The 21,653-nt window shown below is 63.5% G+C and carries 22 protein-coding genes and 1 pseudogene; 10 read left to right on the top strand and 13 right to left on the bottom strand.

The features are described 5' to 3' along the window. The first annotated feature begins 306 nt into the window (after window positions 1–306). Window positions 307–1,137: a hypothetical protein gene (locus N805_RS15515; RefSeq protein ID WP_026034504.1), complete on the top strand. Its 831-nt coding sequence runs from the start codon at window positions 307–309 to the stop codon at window positions 1,135–1,137. Window positions 1,138–1,389: 252 nt separating this feature from the next. Here N805_RS15515 and N805_RS15510 read toward each other — a convergent pair whose 3' ends face one another. Beyond that, window positions 1,390–1,665 carry a DUF3077 domain-containing protein gene (locus N805_RS15510; protein ID WP_019471929.1) on the bottom strand — a complete coding sequence of 92 codons (276 nt, stop codon included), beginning with the start codon at window positions 1,663–1,665 and terminating at the stop codon, window positions 1,390–1,392. A gap of 652 nt (window positions 1,666–2,317) precedes the next feature. Here N805_RS15510 and N805_RS15505 point away from each other — a divergent pair. After that, window positions 2,318–2,653 (top strand): ComEA family DNA-binding protein, encoded by a 336-nt coding sequence (locus tag N805_RS15505; RefSeq protein WP_019471930.1) that lies wholly within the window; start codon window positions 2,318–2,320, stop codon window positions 2,651–2,653. 118 nt (window positions 2,654–2,771) lie between these two features. On the opposite strand, the gene N805_RS29935 is transcribed toward N805_RS15505, so the two are convergent. Then, window positions 2,772–2,939, bottom strand: coding sequence for a DUF2897 family protein (locus N805_RS29935; RefSeq protein WP_016500979.1), 168 nt, complete (start codon window positions 2,937–2,939; stop codon window positions 2,772–2,774). A 467-nt stretch (window positions 2,940–3,406) separates the two neighbouring features. On the opposite strand from N805_RS29935, the gene pyrF reads away from it, so the two are divergent. Next, the gene (gene pyrF, locus N805_RS15500) at window positions 3,407–4,108 is read left to right on the top strand and encodes an orotidine-5'-phosphate decarboxylase (RefSeq protein WP_019471931.1); all 702 of its coding nucleotides are present in this window, start codon (window positions 3,407–3,409) and stop codon (window positions 4,106–4,108) included. 196 nt (window positions 4,109–4,304) lie between these two features. On the opposite strand, the gene N805_RS15495 is transcribed toward pyrF, so the two are convergent. Continuing rightward, a complete protein-coding gene (locus N805_RS15495; protein ID WP_019471932.1) occupies window positions 4,305–5,306 on the bottom strand; it encodes an NADP-dependent oxidoreductase in 1,002 nt (333 codons plus the stop codon). Between the two features lie 175 nt (window positions 5,307–5,481). Here N805_RS15495 and N805_RS15490 point away from each other — a divergent pair, with 175 nt between their 5' ends. Then, entirely contained in the window at window positions 5,482–6,243 is a 762-nt protein-coding gene (locus N805_RS15490) for an SDR family oxidoreductase (RefSeq protein ID WP_019471933.1), read from the top strand. A gap of 153 nt (window positions 6,244–6,396) precedes the next feature. Here the strand turns inward: N805_RS15490 and N805_RS15485 are convergent, their stop codons facing one another. Beyond that, a complete protein-coding gene (locus N805_RS15485) occupies window positions 6,397–7,554 on the bottom strand; it encodes an MFS transporter (RefSeq protein ID WP_019471934.1) in 1,158 nt (385 codons plus the stop codon). Window positions 7,555–7,778: 224 nt separating this feature from the next. On the opposite strand from N805_RS15485, the gene N805_RS15480 reads away from it, so the two are divergent. Beyond that, entirely contained in the window at window positions 7,779–9,188 is a 1,410-nt protein-coding gene (locus N805_RS15480; protein WP_019471935.1) for a PLP-dependent aminotransferase family protein, read from the top strand. Here N805_RS15480 and N805_RS15475 read toward each other — a convergent pair. Then, window positions 9,178–9,921, bottom strand: coding sequence for an outer membrane beta-barrel protein (locus N805_RS15475; protein ID WP_019471936.1), 744 nt, complete (start codon window positions 9,919–9,921; stop codon window positions 9,178–9,180). The genes N805_RS15480 and N805_RS15475 overlap by 11 nt on opposite strands. Before the next feature lie 405 nt (window positions 9,922–10,326). Here N805_RS15475 and N805_RS31305 point away from each other — a divergent pair. Then, window positions 10,327–11,358, top strand: a pseudogene (locus N805_RS31305) (methyl-accepting chemotaxis protein); the annotation flags it as partial. A 27-nt stretch (window positions 11,359–11,385) separates the two neighbouring features. Further along, a complete protein-coding gene (locus N805_RS31300) occupies window positions 11,386–12,267 on the top strand; it encodes a methyl-accepting chemotaxis protein (RefSeq protein ID WP_403012941.1) in 882 nt (293 codons plus the stop codon). Between the two features lie 142 nt (window positions 12,268–12,409). Here the strand turns inward: N805_RS31300 and N805_RS15465 are convergent, their stop codons facing one another. Further along, window positions 12,410–13,600, bottom strand: a complete 1,191-nt coding sequence (locus tag N805_RS15465; RefSeq protein ID WP_019471938.1) for a benzoate/H(+) symporter BenE family transporter — start codon at window positions 13,598–13,600, stop codon at window positions 12,410–12,412. Between the two features lie 145 nt (window positions 13,601–13,745). On the opposite strand from N805_RS15465, the gene N805_RS15460 reads away from it, so the two are divergent. Beyond that, window positions 13,746–14,348 (top strand): glutathione S-transferase family protein, encoded by a 603-nt coding sequence (locus N805_RS15460; protein WP_019471939.1) that lies wholly within the window; start codon window positions 13,746–13,748, stop codon window positions 14,346–14,348. A gap of 130 nt (window positions 14,349–14,478) precedes the next feature. Here the strand turns inward: N805_RS15460 and N805_RS15455 are convergent, their stop codons facing one another. The 5 genes from N805_RS15455 to N805_RS15435 all read right to left on the bottom strand — a co-directional run bounded on the left by N805_RS15455 (window position 14,479) and on the right by N805_RS15435 (window position 17,258). Next, window positions 14,479–14,850 (bottom strand): glutaredoxin family protein, encoded by a 372-nt coding sequence (locus tag N805_RS15455; protein WP_019473979.1) that lies wholly within the window; start codon window positions 14,848–14,850, stop codon window positions 14,479–14,481. Window positions 14,851–14,909: 59 nt separating this feature from the next. Further along, the gene (gene folE / locus N805_RS15450) at window positions 14,910–15,455 is read right to left on the bottom strand and encodes a GTP cyclohydrolase I FolE (protein ID WP_019473978.1); all 546 of its coding nucleotides are present in this window, start codon (window positions 15,453–15,455) and stop codon (window positions 14,910–14,912) included. A 70-nt stretch (window positions 15,456–15,525) separates the two neighbouring features. Then, window positions 15,526–16,086: a Smr/MutS family protein gene (locus N805_RS15445; protein WP_010952859.1), complete on the bottom strand. Its 561-nt coding sequence runs from the start codon at window positions 16,084–16,086 to the stop codon at window positions 15,526–15,528. 174 nt (window positions 16,087–16,260) lie between these two features. Continuing rightward, window positions 16,261–16,581, bottom strand: a complete 321-nt coding sequence (locus N805_RS15440; RefSeq protein ID WP_019471461.1) for a hypothetical protein — start codon at window positions 16,579–16,581, stop codon at window positions 16,261–16,263. 86 nt (window positions 16,582–16,667) lie between these two features. Then, window positions 16,668–17,258, bottom strand: coding sequence for a cysteine hydrolase family protein (locus N805_RS15435; RefSeq protein ID WP_019471462.1), 591 nt, complete (start codon window positions 17,256–17,258; stop codon window positions 16,668–16,670). Window positions 17,259–17,437: 179 nt separating this feature from the next. On the opposite strand from N805_RS15435, the gene prmB reads away from it, so the two are divergent. Beyond that, entirely contained in the window at window positions 17,438–18,346 is a 909-nt protein-coding gene (gene prmB / locus N805_RS15430) for a 50S ribosomal protein L3 N(5)-glutamine methyltransferase (protein ID WP_019471463.1), read from the top strand. A 122-nt stretch (window positions 18,347–18,468) separates the two neighbouring features. Here prmB and N805_RS15425 read toward each other — a convergent pair whose 3' ends face one another. Both N805_RS15425 and N805_RS15420 read right to left on the bottom strand, forming a co-directional pair. Further along, on the bottom strand, window positions 18,469–19,251 hold the full coding sequence (locus N805_RS15425; protein WP_019471464.1) for a hypothetical protein: 783 nt from the start codon (window positions 19,249–19,251) through the stop codon (window positions 18,469–18,471). A 64-nt stretch (window positions 19,252–19,315) separates the two neighbouring features. Then, window positions 19,316–20,278 carry an alpha/beta hydrolase gene (locus N805_RS15420; RefSeq protein WP_019471465.1) on the bottom strand — a complete coding sequence of 321 codons (963 nt, stop codon included), beginning with the start codon at window positions 20,276–20,278 and terminating at the stop codon, window positions 19,316–19,318. Window positions 20,279–20,510: 232 nt separating this feature from the next. Here N805_RS15420 and aroC point away from each other — a divergent pair, with 232 nt between their 5' ends. Then, a complete protein-coding gene (aroC, locus tag N805_RS15415; protein WP_028614190.1) occupies window positions 20,511–21,602 on the top strand; it encodes a chorismate synthase in 1,092 nt (363 codons plus the stop codon). Window positions 21,603–21,653: the final 51 nt, after the last annotated feature.

The raw sequence follows: 21,653 nt of genomic DNA, 5'->3' as shown, positions 1-21,653 counted from the left end.
GCGTTCTTTGCATACGGGGCTTGGCGATAACCCTTGCATTATTGATTTTCGAAACATCCCCCGATTGGGGTTGGGGGGGAATCGGCAGCTCTGACTGGGCTACACGCTGAGTGCACCGACTGTACCGGAGTTCGCAGGTAGTGCCGCTCGAAACGAAACAGAGCCTCTATATACTTTGCGCATGGCCTTCGCTCCTGCTCTGACATTCTTCTGTGTGCGGCTAACTAGCCCAAAGGACCGTTTATCTGCTACAGACTGCGTAACGCCAAGGGCAGGCAGAGCTTCGACATTGGTCGCGAAATCAATCTGTTTTTCAGCAAAATCCGCAAAATTATGGCACTCTGCCAGGCCTCGCTAGCCTTGTGGCTCGCCTTGTACCCGTACCGGGGCACCTGCCCGGCACGCCTGCCTGACCGTGAAACGATGAACATCCACAACGTCAAGAAGTTGTTTATGCCTGATATTTCAGCAGACACAGCCAGCCTTATCCATGCCATAGCCTCTGCCACTGCGGTAATCGCGGCCTTGATCGCGGCGAGTGCAATGATCCTTGCCCATATGACCTCGGATGTGAAAAACCAGCATTCCGAAGTGATCGTTGCGCGGGCCCCACAGGCGGTTACGGTCGTCAATGAGTCGGACGTGCAGGCTCAGTTGGAGATCGAGCAGCTCATGGAGCAGAACGACGCTCTAAGGGCCGAACTGGAGCGCGAAAGGGCCGAGCGGCTCAAGCTGGAGGCCAGCCTTAAGCCCAGGGCGCTGACGCCGCAGGCGCATGACGCCTTCAAGGCATTGGCGGGCGAGTTGAAGGCTAAAACACTGGCGCCAGTGGTATTGCTGAATATCCACAAGGATGACAAGGAAGCTGTTCGCTTTGCCAAGGAGATTGCCGTTGCGCTGACCAAGGCAGGGGTACAGGTACAGATCAAACAGCTGCAACTGCAGAAGCAAAATACCGGGACCCAAGTGGTTGTTTATGCCGGTACGGGCAGTGACGAGCTGGAGCAGGCGTTCAAGACGGCTGAGTTTGCAACCGATATCAAACGCTCGGGGCAGAGCCCGCGGGTGAAAGTTGATGATGGGGATGCGATTGCTATTTCTGCCTTTATCAGTGTTTATCCGCGGACAGTGATTTGAAGGGCGGGCTGCAGGGGCGCTGTGATGCTTTGTAGTGCTGTGGGGGATGGCACCGGCTGTGCCGGTGTTCGCGGGGCAAGCCCGCGCCTACCAGTTTGCGGGGCGAGGCTGTTTTCGTAAGTTCGTAGGGCAAGCCTGCTGCCATAAGGTCGACTCCCCACAAAGCCTGCTTTCACAAAACTCCTGCCGACATTGCCTACCCCATCTCGCGGCAAGCGCCGCGCAGCCTCGCCGGGGCTTGGGATAGCGCCATCAATGGCGCTTGTTCTTCGCTATCTCGATGTCGTTCATCAGTGCTTTGGCCATGGCCAGCAGGTAATCGGCTGCGCCCAGCATTTTGTGGTCGTCTTCCATGTCGCCTTCGCGCACCAGGTGCTTGCAGTAGCCCAGCAGGACCGAGACGTGTTCATAGGCATCATCGACGGGGACGCCGGGCTGGACGCGGAGCAGGTCCAGGGTGGGGTTGCCGGCTTCGAGGAAGGTTTCGATGCCTGCGGTAAGGATGGGGGATGGGTCGTTTTTTTCCATGGTAGTAGCTCCTGATAAGTGGAACTGCCACGCGAATCTTTCTCACGGACCAGGGCGGCAGTCGTACACGGGGTGAGAAACCGAGGGAGCTACAAAGCCCGGCCAGACCGAAGTCTGCCCGCGTACGACCGCCATGACAGGCAAGCCAGGTAACTCGCATCAGGTTCTCACACCCGGTCCCCAACATGGCGACCCGGTGAAGTTATCCCTGGGGCATTTCCCCGACAATTCAGCTGCTTCTGACTGGCGTGTAGGATAGTTCGCTTGTTGCTCCCAACTGAAGAGGCGGGGGCAAGGTTTCAGGAAAGTCTGACGCGTCTGGCGCGGTGCGACGGCAGCCCGATTGGGTGTGCGCCCGGGGGAGGGCAGTTCACGGGGCGGGCCTTGTTCGGCGGGTGGTGTAGGAGAATGGCCGGGCGTTGGTGGGCAGGGGCTACGCGGTAAACGGGGATCTGGCTACAGGCGCAGGGCCCTGGCCAACCGGGGGGAATGGCCGCTGTTGGTGGGTGGGCGAAGCTGACCGTTTTGCTGACCGATCCGGTAACCATTCGCCGGGGTTGTTGGGTGTATTGCTGCCGGGTTAGCCGCTAGGGTTGGTTGCGCAGCCGAAGGAAAACGGCTGCAAAAATGACCAATCCAAGGAGTGTTGACCATGCGCAATAACGTTCTGTCGTACCTGCTGCTGCCGCTGTTCGCCAGTTTGTCTTTCTCCATTAGCGCCGCCCCGGCCAGCGCCACGGCAGTGGCCGAACCTGTGCCGGTGGTGGCCCAGGTACAGGCACAGCAGGCGCCTAGGCTGGACTTGAACACGGCGGATGCACTGACCCTGCAAAAGGAGCTGAACGGCATTGGCAAGGCCAAGGCGGAGGCTATCGTGGCCTACCGCGAAGCCAATGGGCCGTTTGCTTCGGTGGATGAGCTGCTGGAGATAAAGGGTATAGGCAATGCGTTGCTGGAACGTAATCGGGACAAGGTGATGGTGGAATAAAAGGGCAGGGGCTGGGGCGCTGCCCTGGCCCGGTCTTTACCCTGGCTGGAAAGGCACAGCCTTGCCTGCTTCGCGGGGCAAGGCCGTTCGCATAATGACCACTTGAGGGCTGGGTGTTCTAGCGGTCTTGGGCGTCTTTGGCGTCCGCCTCGGCATTGCGCTCATGTACCTTGCGCAGTTGCTCATCGGTCAGCGGCAGTTTTTTTGCCGTGTCGCGCAGCATCATCAACCCGCCGACGATGGACCCGAGGGCTATGATAAGTATCAGCCAGGCATACCAGGGCATTGTCGTTCTCCTTTGATCGGGCCATGGGTGAAGCTTGTACGAAATTTGAGCGATTACCCGTTCCGTTGGTTCAATTATAGGAGATCGCGCAGCTGGCGGGCTTGTCTGGGTCCTTGTGGAGATTGCGGTGATAACAGGGGTTGGTGGCGCCTGCTTGCGGAGCATGCTGCGCGGGGGATGGCACGGGCTGCGCCCGTGTTCGCGGGGCAAGCCCGCTCCCACAGTGATCGCGCTAGCGTTTAGGTGCTGTGCAAGGCAGTTGTTGCAGTGATCGCGCTAGCTTTTTGGTTTTGTGTGAGGCAGTTGCTCACACAGGGGCGCTGTTTTCTGTGCGGCAGGGGCGGTGGGTGATGGGCCGTTGCATGTGAGCCACGATTGCCGGGCAATTCGGTGACCCGCGGGCCCCAAAGCCTGCGTCACTTCGTTTACAATGCGCGCCGTTTTCGACTTGCCAAGAGACCCTGCCCATGTCCGCCTGCCAGACGCCCCTGATCGTCGCCCTGGATTTCCCTACCCGTGAGGCCGCCCTGAAGCTGGCTGACCAGCTAGACCCCGCGCTGTGCCGGGTGAAGGTTGGCAAGGAGCTGTTCACCAGCAGCGCTTCGGGCATTGTCGAAACCCTGTGCGACAAGGGCTTCGAAGTGTTCCTGGACCTCAAGTTCCACGACATCCCCAACACCACGGCCATGGCGGTAAAGGCTGCCGCCGAGATGGGGGTGTGGATGGTGAACGTGCATTGCTCCGGTGGCCTGCGCATGATGGCCGCCTGCCGTGAAGAGCTGGCCAAGCGCAGCGGCCCGCAGCCTTTGCTGATTGGCGTGACCGTGCTGACCAGCATGGAGCGTGAAGACCTGGCCGGCATTGGCCTGGATGTCGACCCGCAAGAGCAGGTGCTGCGCCTGGCGGCGCTGGCGCAAAAGGCGGGCATGGACGGTTTGGTGTGCTCGGCGCTGGAGGCCCCGGCGCTGAAGGCGGCGCACCCCTCGCTGCAACTGGTAACCCCGGGCATTCGCCCGGCGGGTAGCGCGCAGGATGACCAGCGCCGCATCCTCACCCCGCGCCAGGCACTGGATGCGGGTTCGGACTACCTGGTGATCGGCCGGCCGATCAGCCAGGCCGCAAACCCGTCGCAAGCGCTGGCGGCGGTGGTTGCAGAAATCCGTGGGTAAAAGCCCGCGGTAATGAAAGAGGCCAGCACGCGTGTGCTGGCCTTTTTTTTCGGGCTGGATGAGGTGTGATGGCTGGAAGGTCCGGCAGGGCATTTTCTTTGCCTGTTAGATCGAGCGCCGCCCGCGCGGCGCTCGATCTAACAGACGCTAAACCCCTCAAGGCATGCGCTTTCAGCCCCAAGCGCAACTCACAACGTCACACCTTCAGCACCAACTTGCCAAAATTCTCCCCGTTGAACAGCTTCAGCAGCGTCTCGGGGAACGTCTCCAGCCCCTCCACCACATCCTCCTTGCTCTTCACCTGCCCACTGGCCAGCCACCCGGCCATCTCCAGCGCGGCCTTGCCGTAGTCCTTGGCATGGTCCATCACCACAAACCCTTCCATGCGGGCACGGTTCACCAGCAGCGACAGGTAGTTGGCCGGGCCTTTTACCGCTTCCTTGTTGTTGTACTGGCTGATCGCGCCGCAAATCACGATGCGGGCCTTGAAGTTGATGCGCGTCAGCACGGCATCGAGGATGTCGCCGCCCACGTTGTCAAAATAAACGTCCACACCTTTGGGGCATTCGCGCTTCAGGCCGGCCAGCACGTCTTCGGCCTTGTAGTCGATCACGCCGTCAAAGCCCAGTTCATCTTTCAGGTACTGGCACTTCTCGGCGCCGCCGGCAATGCCGACCACGCGGCAGCCTTTGACCTTGGCAATTTGCCCGACAATGCTGCCCACCGCACCGGCCGCGCCGGAGATGACCACGGTTTCACCGGCCTTGGGCTGGCCAACTTCCAGCAGGGCGAAGTAGGCGGTCATGCCGGTCATGCCCAGTGCCGACAGGTAGCGCGGCAGGGGCGCCAGGTTGGGGTCGATCTTGTGCAGGCCCTGGGGCTCGCCGGTGAAGTAGTCCTGTACGCCAAGGGCGCCGCTCACGTGGTCGCCCGGTTTGAAAGCCGGGTGGTTGGAGGCAACCACTTCGCCCACGCCCAGTGCCCGCATCACCTGGCCCAGGGCGACGGGGGGGATGTAGGATTTGCCTTCGTTCATCCAGCCGCGCATGGCCGGGTCCAGCGACAGGTACAGGTTGCGCACCAGCACCTGGCCTTCGCCGGGTTGTTCGGCGGGCACGCTTTCGAAGGTGAAGTCATCACGGCGCACGGCGCCGACCGGGCGTTTGGCGAGCAGGAAGCGGCGGTTGGTCTGAGTCATGGAGGGGTCCTTGTGGGCAGTGGAAGAGGCTAGGCGTTCAATCTACCTTGTTGATGTAGGCAGGTCGTTAACATCACTGACAAGCATGGTAGCCCAACCGTTGGTGTGATGATGCTGCCCGGCCCGGCGGTGGCTGACTATGCTCTGAATCCCAGCATCCCCTCAGGAGCACGCAATGAGCATTACCTTTTCCGGCCAGGTAGCGCTGGTCACCGGCGGCGCTGCCGGCATAGGCCGGGCAACGGCCCTGGCGTTCGCCCGCGAGGGCCTGAAGGTGGTGGTGGCCGACCTCGACCCGCTGGGCGGCGAGGCGACGGTGGCGCAGATTAACGCCGCAGGTGGCGAGGCTGTGTTCATCGCCTGTGACGTTACCCGCGATGCCGAGGTGCGCCAGTTGCACGAGCGCCTGATCGCCGCCTTTGGCCGGCTGGACTATGCCTTCAACAACGCCGGCATCGAGATAGAACAACACCGCCTGGCCGAAGGCAGCGAGGCGCAGTTTGATGCCATCATGGGCGTGAACGTGAAGGGCGTGTGGTTGTGCATGAAGTACCAGCTGCCCTTGCTGCTGGCTCAAGGCGGTGGGGCGATCGTCAATACCGCGTCGGTAGCGGGGCTGGGGGCGGCGCCGAAGATGAGTATCTACAGCGCCTCCAAGCACGCGGTGATTGGCCTGACCAAGTCGGCGGCCATCGAATACGCCAAGAAAGGCATCCGCGTGAATGCGGTGTGCCCGGCGGTGATCGACACGGACATGTTCCGCCGCGCCTACGAGGCCGACCCACGCAAGGCCGAGTTCGCCGCCGCCATGCACCCGGTGGGGCGCATTGGCAAGGTTGAGGAAATTGCCAGCGCCGTGCTGTACCTGTGCAGCGATGGCGCGGCGTTTACCACCGGGCATTGCTTGACGGTGGATGGCGGGGCCACGGCGATCTGAGCCGATACCGTGTGGCCTTCTCCGCATGCGCGGTGCGGGCCCTGTAGGAGCGGCCTTGTGTCGCGAAGGGCCGCAGAGCGGCCCCGGCGATATAGGCGGCGAAGCTGAAGTCCTGGGGGCGCTTTGCACCCCTTTCGCGGCACAAGGCCGCTCCTACACCGACCGCGCTGCCTGGGCGGCTTTCATTGAGCCCGACAGCAATGCCAGCCCCACCGCTGCACAGCCCACCACCAACACCCCGCCAAACACCAGCAGCGCCACCTGTGACCCCAACCGGTCACTCAGCAACCCGGTAAAGATTACCGGCAAGCTGAACCCCAGGTAGGCCAGCAGAAAGAACCCGGCACTGGCCCGTGTTTTCTCGCTGCCGGCCAGCTGGTTCACCGCGGCCAGCCCGCCCAGGTAGATAAACCCGTAGCACGCACTGCTGGCCGCCACCGCACCCAGCAACACCGCACTCAACTGCCCGCTGTTCGCGCCCCAGGCCAGCACCGCATAGCTGCACGGCAGTATCAGCAGCCCCAGCAATGTGGCCGTGCGGCTGCTCAGGCGCCGGGCCATGGGCTGGAACAGTAGCCCGCAGCTGATGACGCAGAAGGTGGAGAACCCTGACCAGGCGCTAAGGCCATGCTGGCGCAGAATGCCTGGCAGCAAGGCAATCACCAGCCCCACGCAGGCCCACGCCAGCAAAATGGCCAGGCCATAGACCACGCTGCCTCGCGGGTAGCAGGGCAGGCGCAGCATAGGGCTGCGCTGGGCTTGGCGCGGGTCGGGCAGGCGCCATGCCAGCACGATGGCCAGGGCCGCCAACAGCAGGTGCAGGTGGAAGCTGCCTGGGGTGAGGCTGGGGCCCCGTAGCAGGAACAGGCTGGTCAGTGCTGCCCCCAGGCCGAAGCCCAGCGAGGTGCTGGCGGTGACCCAGTTGGCCGCGCGGGTGGTGTGCTCGCCGCCCATCAGTTCGCCCATGTAGGCGGTGGCTGTGGCCGAGGCCAGCCCGGTGCCCAGGCCCAGGAACAGCCGCGCCAGGCCCAAGGTTTGCAGGCTGGGCGCCAGCAGCATCAGCACGGTGGCGACCATCGACAGGGCGAGGGCCGCCACGATCAGTGGCCGGCGCCCGACCCGGTCGGCCAGGCCGCCCAAGGCCAGCAGCACCGGCAGCACGCCCAGCACATAGCCAGAGAAGGCCACCGCGGTGGCAGCGGCGCCCTGGCCAGAAAGGTCGGCGTAGGTGATGTACAGCGGGGCCTGCAGGTTGACGGCCAGGGTAATCAGGCAAAGGGCGAAGGCCAAGCGGGCCGGGGCGGAGGGCATGGGTAGTGTCCTGGTTTCTCTAGTGGTTGTACCGGCCCTTTCGCGGGTAAGCCCGCTCCCACAGGATCACCACAGCCGCGAGTGCAGTGCGAAGCCTGTGGGAGCGGGTTTACCCGCGAAGGGCCGGGCCTGCTCACTCTGATGCCAGCCCATTCCCCCTGCCATACACACCATCACTCCATTTATGCTTAACTGTTCGCTCAAAATTTGCGAACACCTGGCCCATGCACTTTCCCCTCGACCGCACCAGCACCACCCCGTTGGTGCAGCAACTCACCCACCACCTGCAAGCCTGGATCGACCAGCAACGCCTGCGCCCCGGCGCCCGCCTGCCATCGATCCGCGCGCTGGCCCGCAGCCAGGCGGTCAGCGCGTCCTGTGTGATCGAGGCGTACGACCGCCTGGTCGCCAGCGGCTGGCTGGAGGCCCGCCACGGCACTGGGTTTTTCGTCGCCGAGCGCAAGCCCGGGCCGGCGATAGACGATACGCAACCTTGGGGTGAGGCTGGCGACGGCAACTGGCGGCAGTTTCGCGAGGGCCATGACGAGTTGCTGAAGCTGGGCTGCGGCTGGCTGCCCAGCAGTTGGCGCGCTGCAACCGAGCTGGCCCACGCGGTGCGGCAGGTGAGCCGCGGCATCCCGCAAGACCTGTTCGACTACTGCCCACCCCTGGGCCTGGCCAGCCTGCGCCAGCAGTTGCACAAGCGCCTGGCGCAACTGGGCATTGCCGCCGGCCTGGAGAGCATCCTCACCACGCACGGCGCCAGCCATGGCCTCGACCTGCTGGTACGCACCCTGCTGCGCCCGGGCGACACGGTGCTGGTGGAAAACCCCGGTTACTACAACCTGTACAACCTGCTGCGCCAGCACCAGGTGCACATGCTGCCGGTACCTCGTACTGCGCAGGGGCCGGACCTGGCCGCCCTCGAAGCCCTGCTGGCCACGCACCAGCCGCGCTGCCTGTTCATCAACAGCCTGTACCACAACCCCACTGGCACCAGCCTCACGCCCAAGGTGGCCTACCGCCTGCTGGAGCTGGCCCGTGAGCACAACCTGCGCATTATCGAGGACGATATCTACGCTGACTTCCAGGAGGGCCCGGCCACGCGCCTGGCCACCCTCGACAGCGAGCGGCGTGTGATCTACATGGCCAGCTTCTCGAAAACCCTCAGCAGCTCGTTGCGGGTTGGCTACCTGGTCGCCGAGCCTGCGCTGCTGGCGCGCCTGGCCGAGCTGAAGATGGTCAGCGGCATTGGCACGTCGCGCTTTGCGGAGCAGGTCGTGGGGCAAATGCTGGCCAATGGCAGTTACCGCAAGAGTGCGCAGCGCCTGCGTGTGCGCCTGGGCCAGCACATGGCCCGCTTGCTGCGGCAGCTGGAACAATGGGGCTGGCAAGTGTTCTGCGAGCCGTATGGCGGCATGTTCGTCTGGGCGCGCATGCCGGGGCAGGGCTTCACCAGCCTGGAGCGCCTGGCGCTGGCGCATGCCGTGTTGCTTACCCCCGGCAGTGCCTTCGATTACCAAGGCGCCAACAGTGACTGGCTGCGCATCAACGTCGCCTATGGGCAGGATGCCCGCGCCCAAGCCTTTCTGGAACAGGCCGGGCAGTTACCCGGCAGCCCGGTTAAAAGCTGATGCCTACTTTCAGGCCATACTCATCGCGGGTTTGTTCGTCGGCGTCAGCCATCACAAACTGGCCGTCCAGTTCATAGTTGTAGCGGCTGAAGTAAAGCGAAGCGAGTATTGGCACTGCGCCGTCCTGGTTGAACAGCACGCTAAGTTCGGCAAACGGGTTGTTGGTATCGTTCAGGTCGACGTCTTCACGGCTGATGCCATGTATTTCCAGTTGCGAATCACCGTTGATAACATGGCGAATACCGGCTTCAAAACGCAAGGTGGCATTATTGAAACGGTAATTGTAGCCCGCCGCAATTTTGCCGAACGGCGTGCGGTTGGTCAGGTCCACGTCATAGCGGCTGGTATTGGGTTGCAGGCGGTTCCATTTATAGCCGGCACCCAGCAGCAGGTCGACGGAATGGCGTTCGCTCAGTGCCAGGCGCCAGCCCAGGTCCAGGTCGGCCTGGCCGTCCTTGAGCTTCTGGTTCTGCTTTTTCGAGTACATGCCGCTGGCTTCTGCCTGGTAAATCGGCCCTTCTATTGCCGTCATCTTGTTGCCGAAGTTTATGAATAGCCCGCCTTCTGGCATGTCGTCGTTTTCATTGTCACGCCCGTTCAATTCCAACTGTGTGTAACTTCCTTGCACACCAATGCTCAATAACGGTGCAGTAGAAGTTGCGGCATGGCCTACCAAGGGCAGCGTAACCAGCAGCAACGGGGAAACCACAGCAGTCAACAGGGCTGTTTTCATGAAAAGGCTCCAGAGGGCACGACGGGTCCGAAGCGGGCCAGTTACCGATCACGATAGCGCTGTTTTTAAATTGAATAGTGGCCATTTAATATTTTTTCTTGCCCCACTCTTGGCGTAAAAATTATGGCGTCAAAGTCGTTTATATAAATGTGTTATTGGAATAACTTGCGGGTGAGCTTGCTTCAATTTGATTGGGCCGAGGGCCTGGCGTGGTGCAGTACTGAACTAAAATTATTGGCTTGATGATGGCGGACGCGGCGGTGATCAAAACCGACCTCGATGCAGCTAAAAGCGACAAGCCATAGCTATTTGACACTATTCTGACGCCAGCCCCTTGTTCATCGGCGGGCAACGTTGCCACCCTTGGCCTTCGGGATAACCTCGCAAGCAGAAGGGGAATCGGCGATGGGCGCGAGCAAGCACAGTGTGCTGGCCAACCTGGGCATGGCCCGCAAACTCGGCCTGGGCTTTGCCTTGGTGCTGGTGCTGACCCTGGCGGTGGCGGCCATCGGTATCGCCGCACTGCACAGCGTTGGCCAGCGCTTCGACAGTTTGCGCCAACTGGCACAATTCAATACCGACCTGCTGCGCTTGCGTCAGCATGAGCAGGCATTTGCCCTACGCTCCGATATCCAGCAGGCCGAGGCCTTGCGCAGTGGTGTGCAGGGCCTGGCCGAGCGCGCCCGTGGCCTGCCGGCATTGGGGGCGGCCGAAACCGACCTGGCTGCCTACGGCCAGGCGTTCGAGGCTTTTGTAGCGGCGGTGCAGGCCAAGGAGCTGGCGCTGGACATGGCCAGCTGGTCGGTGTCCAGCGTCGCCAATAACCTGGATGTGCTGCAGGCCGGCCTGGCCGATGACGGCGTGTATACCCTCAAGCAGTCCCAGGGCCAGCAGGGGGGCGAGTTTCTTGAGCAGGCTGCACAGGTGGCGCAGGTGTCGCGGCTGATGTTGCAGGCCATGGACGAAGCGCGGGTACGCCTGGAAAAAAGCCGCAAGGGCGAAGAGGGCGTAAGCCAGGCGCGTATTGCCCAGACGGTGGAGGCCGCCAGCCTGGTTGGCCAGTTGCAGGGCGCGGTCAGTGATGCCGGCTACCAGAGCGTGCTGGGCGAAGTGGCAGGGCACATTGGCAGTTTCTCGGAAAAACTCAACGAATACACCGACCAGCTGGCCCGTGAGCAGGGGCTCAAAGCCCAGTTGCAGGCCAGTGCCGAGCAGGTCACCGGCAGGGTCGACCAGGCCTACCTGGGGCAGCAGCAGGCCCTGCAGGGCGAACTGCAACGCAATGCCGTGGCCATTGCCCTGGCCACCGGCCTGGCGCTGCTGGTGGGTGTGCTGGCCGCTTGGCTGATTACCCGCGCGGTGGTGGGCCCACTCAAGCATGTGATTGCCCGCGCCCAGCGCATAGCCGCTGGCGAGCTTGGCTTTGATGCACAGGCCCCGCGGCGTGACGAGGTGGGGCAGTTGATGCAGGCTATGCAGCAGATGGCGGCGGGCCTTTCGGGCATTGTCAGCGGCTTGCAGCAAGGCATCGAACAACTGGCTGGCAACGCCCAGGCGTTATCGGCAGTCACCGAGCAGACCAACCGTGAGGTGGGCAGCCAGAAGGAGGAAACCGAGCAGGTGGCCACCGCCATGCAGCAGATGACTGCCACCGTGCACGATGTGGCGCGCAATGCCGAGCAAGCGGCGCAGGCGGCCCAGGCGGCGGACGACAAGGTCGGGTCGGGGCAACAGGTGGTGCGTCAGAGCATGCAGCGCATCGAGCAGTTGGCGGCGGCAGCGGAAACGGCCAGCGCCGGTATCGACAGCCTCAGTGCCGAAATCCACACCATTGGCGACGTGCTGGAGGTGATCAAGAGCGTGGCCGAGCAGACCAACCTGCTGGCGCTGAACGCCGCCATCGAGGCCGCCCGCGCTGGCGAGCAGGGGCGTGGTTTTGCCGTGGTGGCCGACGAGGTGCGTGCGTTGGCGCGGCGTACCCGGCAGTCTACCGAGCAGATCGAGGTACTGGTTGCCAGCTTGCGCGGAAACGCCCAGCAGTCGGTGGCGCAGATCCGTGGCAGTACCGAGCTGGTGCGGTTGGCGGTGGCTGATGCGCTGCACACCGAGAGCGCGCTGGGCAGCATTGCGGCTGCGGTTTCATTGATCCAGCAGATGAACCAGCAGATTGCCGCGGCGGCCGAGCAGCAGAGCTCGGTGGCGGAAGAGATCAGCCGCAGCGTCACGCAGATCCGCGGCAGTGCGGACCAGGCCGCGCTGGCGATGCAGGACAATGCCCGGTCGAGTGTGGAGCTGGCGCAGTTGGGTACCGATTTGAAGGGGATGGTGGGGCATTTCAGGTTGTGAGCCTGGCCATGAGTATCTGTCGCCTGTACCGGCCTCTTCGCGGGTAAACCCGCTCCCACAGGGATATCACTGGCTTGAGAACAGCGCTATACCTGTGGGAGCGGGTTTACCCGCGAAGGGGCCAGTACAGGCAATAAATAACTCAGGCCTTGCGCGGGTTGAGAATCATCAAGGCCAGCACCCCCGCCACAATCCCCCAGAACGCCGAGCCAATCGAGAACAGCGTAAGCCCCGAGGCGGTGACCATGAAGGTAATCACTGCCGCTTCGCGCTCGCGCGCTTCGCTCATGGCCACGGTCAGCCCGTTCATGATCGAACCAAACAGCGCCAGCGCGGCAATCGACAGCACCAGCTCTTTCGGCAACGCTGCAAACAGCGCCGCCAACGTCGCCCCGAACACCCCGGCAATGCCGTAGAAAATCCCGCACCACACCGCGGCGGTGTAGCGTTTGCTCGGGTCTTCGTGGGCGTGTGGCCCGGTGCAGATCGCCGCGCTGATCGCCGCCAGGTTGACCCCGTGCGAACCGAATGGCGCCAGCAGCAATGAGGCAAAGCCGGTGGCCGATATCAGCGGCGAGGCCGGCACTTGGTAGCCGTCGGCACGCAGCACGGCTACGCCGGGCATGTTCTGCGAGGTCATGGCCACCACGAACAGCGGAATGCCAATGCTGATGGTGGCCGCCAGCGAAAAGCTCGGTGTGGTCCATACCGGCTTGGCCACTTCCAGGTGGAAGCCGCTGAAGTCCAGCAGGCCCAGGGCGCCGGACAATGCCGTGCCCACCAGCAGCGCGGCCAGCACGCAGTAGCGTGGCGACAGGCGCTTGACCAGCAGGTAGCTGAAGAACATGCCCAGCACCAGCAATGTGCGGTGCTGCGCCGCCACAAAAATTTCGCTACCAATCTTGAACAGGATGCCCGCCAGCAACGCCGAGGCCAGCGAGGCCGGTATACGCTTGACCAGGCGCTCGAAGCTGCCCGTAAGGCCGCAGATGAGCACCAGCACGGCACAGGTGATGTAGGCACCAATGGCCTCGCCGTAGCTCACCCCGCCCAGGCTGGTGATCAGCAAGGCGGCGCCGGGGGTAGACCAGGCGATGGTGATGGGGGTGCGGTAGCGCAGCGACAGGCCGATGCTGCATACCGCCATGCCGATCGACAGCGCCCAGATCCACGACGAGATCTGCGCGGTAGTCAGCCCGGCTGCCTGGCCGGCCTGGAACATCAGCACCAGCGAACTGGTATAGCCGGTGAGCATGGCAATGAAGCCGGCGACCACAGCCGACGGGGATGTGTCTGCCAGGGGCCGCAGGCGTGCGGAAGTGGCATCGGTCATGAACAAAGTCCTTGTAAAGGTGTAAGCAGTTTTTTCAGACTACAGCGCGCAAGATTGATCCTTGCCATACAGCGGCCATTGCTTTTAGCCGTACAGTCGCCAACTATTGGGCGCAATTGCGAAACTGCTTGGGAGGGGAGGGGCGATGTACAAGGTCTATGGCGACTACCAGTCGGGCAACTGCTACAAGGTCAAGCTGATGTTGAGCCTGCTGGGCAGGCCGTATGAATGGCACCCGGTGGACATCCTCAAGGGCGAGACCGAAACGCCCGAGTTTCTGGCGATGAACCCCAACGGCAAGGTGCCTGTGCTAGAGCTGGAAGACGGCAGCTACCTGTGGGAGTCCAATGCCATTCTCAACTTCCTGGCCGATGGCAGCGCGTTCCTGCCCAGCGAACCGCGCTTGCGCACGCAGGTGTTGCAGTGGCAGTTCTTCGAGCAGTACAGCCATGAGCCGTACATTGCCGTGGCGCGCTTCATCCAGTTTTACCTGGGGCTGCCGGATGAACGGGTAGAGGAGTACCGCAAGCTGCACAAGGGCGGCTACAAGGCGCTGAGGGTGATGGAGCGGCAACTGCAGATGACGCCCTACCTGGTGGGTGAGCAGTATTCGATTGCCGATGTGGCGTTGTATGCCTACACCCATGTGGCGCAGCAGGGCGGGTTCGACCTGGCCGATTACCCGGCGGTGCGGGCCTGGCTGGAGCGGGTCAGCAGCCACCCGCAGCACGTGCCGATGGTGGGTTGATTTTCAGCCTGTGCTGGCCTCTTCGCGGGCATGCCCGCTCCCACAGGTACTGCACAGGCTTCAGCCCTGCGGTAAACCTGTGGGAGCGGGCGCGCCCGCGAAGGGGCCGGCACAGGATTGCTAACAACAGTCAGGCCGACGCAAACCGCTCATCCAGGTAGGCGATGATGGCTTTGGACTCATACATCCAGGTCACCTTGCCAGCTTCTTCAATGCGCAGGCACGGCACTTTCACCCGGCCGCCACCTTCCTGCAGGGCCTGGCGGTGCACCGGGTCATTCTTTGCATCGCGCAGCGCTACCGGCACGTTCAGGCGGTGCAGGGTACGGCGGGTCTTGACGCAGAACGGGCAGGCATGGAACTGGTACAGCGCCAGGCCCTTGGCCGCTTGTTCGACGCGGGCCTGGGCTGCGGCGTCGCGCTTGCGCTTGGCCGGGCGGCTGATCCAGTCACCGAACACGATGAGCTGGCCGAGGCCAACCCGCAGGGCTTTGACGATCATGGGCAACTCCTGAAATGCAAAAGCCGACCCGGCAGGGTCGGCTTGGGGTCAGCAGCCAATCACTTGATCAGGCTGAGGAACTCGCTGCGGGTGGCGGCGTTTTCGCGGAACTCACCCAGCATCACCGAGGTGATCATGGTCGAGTTCTGCTTTTCGACACCGCGCATCATCATGCACATGTGCTTGGCCTCGACCACCACTGCCACACCGGCGGCACCGGTTACCTGCTGCACGGCGTCGGCGATCTGGCGGCTGAGGTTTTCCTGGATCTGCAGGCGGCGGGCATACATGTCGACGATGCGCGCTACCTTCGACAGGCCCAGTACCTTGCCCTTGGGCAGGTAGGCCACGTGTGCCTTGCCGATGAACGGCAGCATGTGGTGTTCGCACATCGAATACAGCTCGATGTCCCGGACCAGCACCATTTCGCTGTTGTCAGAGCTGAACAGCGCGTTGTTGGTGACTTCTTCCAGTGTTTGCTCATAACCGCGGCAAAGGTACTTCATGGCCTTTGCAGCCCGCTTGGGCGTGTCGAGCAGGCCCTCACGGGAGACGTCCTCGCCAATCTGGCTGAGGATCTCGGTGTAGTTCTGTTCCAGGGACATGGATCTACCTGTGGGAAAAAATCGCAAAAACGAAGGTTACGGCGGTGAGGGCGGCGCTGCAAGCGCGGCGTTACTCGTCGCGGCCTTCGAGCATGGTTCGCTTGAGCATCACATACACCGCGCCGGTGCCGCCGTGGCGGGCGCTGCACGAGGCAAAACCGAGCACTTGCGGGTGCTGACGCAGCCAGGTGTTGACGTGGCTCTTGATCATCGGGCGCTTGCCGTCCAGGCGTGCGGCCTTGCCATGGGTAACCCGCACGCAGCGCACTTCCAGCTTGGTGGCTTCGGCGATGAAATCCCACAGGGTTTCGCGGGCCTTTTCCACGGTCATGCCGTGCAGGTCGAGGCTGCCCTCGAACGGAATCTGCCCCAGCTTCAGCTTGCGCAGCTGGCCTTCCTGCACGCCGTCGCGGCGCCACATAAGCTCGTCTTCGGCGCCAACGTCGATGACGAACTGGTCGGACATGCCGTCGATTACCAGGGCCTTGTCACTGCGCACGGTCGCGGCCTGGCGCAGGCCAGCCAGCTTCTGGCGGTCGGCCTTGGGCTTGCCGACTTCGGCGCGGTCGTGGCGGATTGGCTTTACGCCGCGCACTTCGGCCTTGAACAGGGAAAAATCGTCGTCTTGCATGATGCCTCCACGTGGGCGGCGTAGTTTACGCGACTGTGGGGCCGTGTGCAGCCTGTGCGGGCCTCTTCGCGGGTAAACCCGCTCCCACAGGTACACCGCTGCCCGCAGGTCCAGTGATATCCCTGTGGGAGCGGGTTTACCCGCGAAGAGGCCCGCACAGGCGACATAAAATCATCAGTCGTGCTTTTTCATCAGGTGCGGCGACAGGTTCAGTTCCCGCCCGCGGCGCAAGCGAATGCGGCTGCGCCGCCAGAAGCGCACGCCCAGCCACAGCAGCAACAAGCCAGCCCCGGTAAGGATACTGGCCAATGGCTTGTTGGCATTGAGTTCCTGCAGGGCAGGGTAGTTGCCCAGCAGGCCGGCGACGCCGGCCATGGCCAGCAGCACGCCCAGGGTCGCCAGCAGCGCCGACAGGCCGGCCGCCAGGCGGGCGCCCCAGTTGCGCGGCTGGCGCGGGCGCAGGCGCTTGGCGTCGAAACTGCCTTTAAGCTTCATTCCGCTCTCCTCTGTGGATATCCGGAATTCGACCTGCTGCCACCCATCGGGTTCCGCCCGGCTGCCGGGCGGTCGTGCCCAGCCGCTCAGATCAGGCTGGCGGTGGGGGCCACGCAAGCGAAGTTGTCGGCCATCACGGCCATTTCGCACTGGTGAATCTGCGCGGCCGGGATGACGCCATCCTTGAAGGCCAGGTCGCGGGTTGCCGAGGCGTCTTCCACCAGGGTGCACCGGTAACCATAGTCCTTGGCGCGGCGCACGGTGGTGCTGACGCTGGAATGGCTCATGAAACCGCACACAATCAGGTCAAGATGGCCCAGCGCCTGCAGCGTTTCGTGCAGCTGGGTGTTCTTGAATGCGTTGGGCATGCGCTTTTCAATGACCACTTCACCTTCCAGCGGCTCCAGCCCCGGAATGAACTGGCCGGCAGGCCCCTGTGGATCGAAGCGGCCACCAACAGTGCCCAGGTGGCGAACATGGATGATCGGACGGCCGCTTTTACGGGCGGCGTCGAGCAACCTGGCGATGTTGGCCACGGCCTCGTCCATGCCCGACAGCTGCAGGGGCCCACTGAGGTACTCCTTTTGCGCATCGATGATGATCAGGCTGGCGTGGCTCAGCTTGGCCGGCGGGTAGTCGCGGCCAGTGAGGCGGAACATCGTGGTTGGAACGGACATCAAGGGCTCCTTGGAAGGGCTTTTGTATACCTATTGTCCCCTGCCTTGACGCCAATGGGAATGGTTGACAACGCAAGCGGCATGGTTACTGGCTTGTGGCTAGCCATTGGGCAGGGCAAACGAACAAATGTGCGGGTGAGGCTGTTAGACTTTTGTCCGGTCTGAATTAGGAGTACCCCGTGATCACATCCCGTCTGCGCACGCTGCGCGACTACATTCGCTGGGCGGTCAGCCGCTTCCACGAGCACGACCTGTTCTTCGGCCACGGTGCCGACAACGCCTGGGACGAGGCCCGCCTGCTGGTGCTGGGTGCCGTGCACCTGCCTTGGGAGGTGGCTGACAGCTACCTGGACTGCATGCTCGAGGACGACGAGCGGGTACGCCTGCAGCATTTGCTCAAGCGCCGCATCGAAGAGCGGGTGCCGGCTGCCTACCTGTTGGGCGAAGCGTGGTTCTGCGGCATGGCGTTCATCGTCGACCAGCGTGTGCTGGTGCCGCGCTCGCCAATTGGCGAGCTGATCGAAAAACGCTTCGAGCCGTGGCTGGCAAGCGAGCCTGCGCGCATTCTTGACCTGTGCACGGGTTCGGGCTGCATTGGTATCGTCGCGGCCGACGTGTTCCCCGAGGCCGAAGTGGTGCTGGCCGACCTGTCGTTCGAGGCCCTTGAAGTGGCCAACCAGAATATCGAACGCCACGGCCTGGACGGCCGCGTGTATACCGTGCAGGGCGATGGTTTTGGCGGTTTGCCGGGGCAGCGGTTCGACCTGATCCTGTCCAACCCGCCGTATGTCGATGCCGAAGACTTCGACGACATGCCGGCCGAGTACCACCACGAGCCCGAACTGGGCCTGGCCTGCGGCAACGACGGCCTGGACCTGGTACGGCGCATGCTGGCGGAAGCTGCAGACCACCTGACCGACAAGGGCCTGCTGATTGTTGAAGTGGGCAACAGCCAGGTACATGTCGAGGCGTTGTACCCCGAGGTGGACTTTGCCTGGCTGGAGTTCGAGCGTGGCGGGCATGGGGTGTTCATGCTCACCGCCGAACAGTGCCGCCAGCATCAGGAATTGTTCAAGGCCCGCGTTTAGGCCGGGAGGGGCTGCGTTGCAGCCCAATCGCCGGCAAGCCAGCTCCTACAGGTTATTCACAATATTCAAGCCTGTGGTAATCCTGTGGGAGCTGGCTTGCCGGCGATGGTCGCGACGCGGTGTCAGCGGGTTGCAATCCATATCAACAACCCCGCCTGAAACACCGCAAACGCCACCAGGCAGGTAATGGTAAAGCGCAGCCCGCTGTCTTCGCGGTGGTACTTGGCCACCCGCTCATCGCGCTCGCGCAGTTGCCCTTCCATCTCTTGCAACTGCTGGTCTGCCTGCTGCAGCAGGTTGGCGGCATCCAGAATCTCCACTCGCTGCAGGCGCTCGTTGCTCCAGGCGGCCTTCAGCTGGCCTACGGTCATGTCCACGGTCCGGCCCTTCAGGTGCTGACCGTCCTCGTACTCCACCTCGATACCCACCCCACGCAAGCAGTGGTCACGGCGCAGGCGTGAGTCCTCGGTCAGGGCATCCTTGCTCGGCAGCGCCATGCCTTGCACCCGGTAGTGCGGCCACTTGCGCTGCAGCCACTGCGCGGCCTGGGCCAGCATGAAGCGGCCGATGCCACGGTTGACCGGCTCCAGTTGCAGGCCGTGTTCACCGCCAATGCGCACCAGGCGCTCGGCATGGTCCACCCGGATATCCAGGCGGTTCTGCTCTTTGTGTACCTTTTGCCCAGGCAGCTGGATTTCCATACGCAGCAGGCTGTGGGCCTTGTCGTGGCGCTCGGCATAGCCGAACTGCACAAAGCGCAGCGGCCGTGCGCCGGTGCTGCGGTCGGTGGGCAGGGCGGCCAGGCGCAGCAACTGGAAGTGTTCGGCGGCCAGCTCGGCCCAAGGCAGGGCAGGGTTTTCCTGGGGTTGTTCGGCCGGCTCTACGGCGGCGGGGGCGGTGGTCATCAGGCTTGTCCTCGGCTATGCCTGCTGTATCGGCAGGCTTGCCACGGACCTGAGCCTGTTTACGTCACGCCGAAGGCAAATGCTGGATGAACGTCACAATTCGCTCACCCAGCTCGCGCGCCAGCGGCAGCTCGGGGTTGAGGTAGCTGTCGCGCTGCTGGCTCATGTCCCTGGGGCTGATGCGCAGCATGTGGTTCATGCCGTCGATCAGCACAAGCTGCGCGTCCGGCTTGGCCGCCTTCAGCCGTTCGGCGTCGGTCACGTCCACCTGCACGTCGTTGCGCCCCTGCACGATCAATGCGGGCATGGGCAGGCGGGCAAAGGCTGCCGCCGGGTTTTGCTGGAACAGCGAGATCAGGTACGGCTGCACGCTAGGGCGGAACACCTGGCGCAGCGGCGCGGGTACTTCCAGGCTGGTTTGCCCGGCCTGCAGGCGGTCGAGCAGGGCGCTGCCACCGGCCAGTTGCGCCGGGGGCAGGCGCTCGGCCAGTTGTTCGCGCAGTACGTCGGCCAGCGGCCGGCCGCTGCCGGCCAAGGTGATCACCGCGCTGGCGCCGGCCTGTTCTGCAGCCAGGCTGGCGATCAGCGCGCCTTCGCTATGGCCGATCAGGATAAGCGGGCCGAAGCGCGGGTCGGCCTTCAGCTTGTGGCTCCAGGCGACCACATCGGCCACGTAGCGCTCCACGCTGAGGTCGCGCTCGTCGGGCGTAGCCGGCTGGCTGGCAGCCACCCCACGCTTGTCGTAGCGCACGCTGGCGATGTGCTCGTTGGCCAGTAGCAGGGCCAGGCGCTTGAGGTTGTCGACCCGGCCAGACGCCGGGTTGTTGCCGTCGCGGTCGGTGGGGCCGGAGCCTGCGATGATCAGCACCACCGGCGGCGGGGTGGCCTGTTGCGGCAGCAGCAGGCTGCCATGCAGCACGCCTTGGCCGGTGTCCAGGTCGATCGGGCGTTGCAGCACAGTGGGGGCGGCAGCCTGGGCCAGGCCGGTGCACAGCAGGAAGAGCAAGGCGACAAGGCGCGACATCATGCGGTACTACATGGGGAGATGCAGCTTTGACCCAGTGTTTGCGGGAAGGTTCTGCGCATGGCAGGCCAGGCCTCTTCGCGGGTAAACCCGCTCCTACCAGGGACCGCACAGTTTTTGGGGGCTGTAGGGTACCAGTGGGAGCGGGTTTACCCGCGAAGAGGCCCGCACAGGCAGCCCAACCATCTGTATACTGCCGCTTTCGTCCATTTCAGGCAGAACTCGCGGAGCGTCCATGTCCGGTAATACCTACGGCAAGCTGTTCACTGTCACCACCGCTGGCGAAAGCCATGGCCCGGCGTTGGTCGCCATTGTCGATGGATGCCCGCCGGGCCTGGAAATTTCCCTGGCCGACCTGCAGCACGACCTCGACCGGCGCAAGCCCGGCACCAGCCGGCACACCACCCAGCGCCAGGAAGCCGACGAGGTAGAAATCCTCTCCGGCGTGTTCGAAGGCCGCACCACCGGTTGCTCGATCGGCCTGCTGATCCGCAACACCGACCAGAAGTCCAAGGACTACTCGGCCATCAAGGACCTGTTCCGCCCGGCCCACGCCGACTACACCTACCACCACAAGTACGGCATCCGCGACTACCGCGGCGGTGGCCGCAGCTCGGCCCGCGAAACCGCCATGCGCGTCGCCGCCGGTGCCATCGCCAAAAAGTACCTGGCCAGCCAGGGCATCACCGTACGTGGCTACATGAGCCAGCTGGGCCCGATCGAAATCCCGTTCAAGACCTGGGAGTCGGTGGAGCAGAACGCCTTCTTCAGCCCCGACCCGGACAAGGTGCCGGAGCTGGAGGCGTACATGGACCAACTGCGCCGTGACCAGGACTCTGTGGGCGCCAAGATCACCGTGGTGGCCGAGGGCGTGATGCCGGGCCTGGGCGAACCGATCTTCGACCGCCTCGATGCCGAGCTGGCCCACGCGCTGATGAGCATCAACGCGGTCAAGGGCGTAGAAATCGGCGCCGGCTTCGCCAGCGTGGCCCAGCGCGGTACCGAGCACCGTGACGAGCTGACCCCGGAAGGTTTCCTCAGCAACAACGCGGGCGGCATCCTGGGCGGCATTTCCTCGGGCCAGCCGATCGTTGCCCACCTGGCGTTGAAGCCGACTTCCAGCATCACCACCCCAGGCCGCTCGATCGACATCGACGGCAACCCGGTGGACGTCATCACCAAAGGCCGCCACGACCCGTGCGTGGGCATCCGCGCCACGCCGATCGCCGAGGCGATGATGGCCATCGCGCTGATGGACCACCTGCTGCGCCACCGCGCGCAGAATGCCGATGTGAAGGTGACCACCCCGGTGCTGGGCCAGCTCTGATTCACCTGCACAGGCCTCTTCGCGGGCTTGCCCGCCCCCACAGGTATTACG

Origin of the sequence: Pseudomonas putida S13.1.2 (assembly GCF_000498395.2) — a bacterium.
GTDB lineage: Bacteria > Pseudomonadota > Gammaproteobacteria > Pseudomonadales > Pseudomonadaceae > Aquipseudomonas > Aquipseudomonas putida_Q.
Note: the sequence above shows the minus strand (reverse complement) of the source record. Positions and strands in the feature narration are given on the sequence as shown.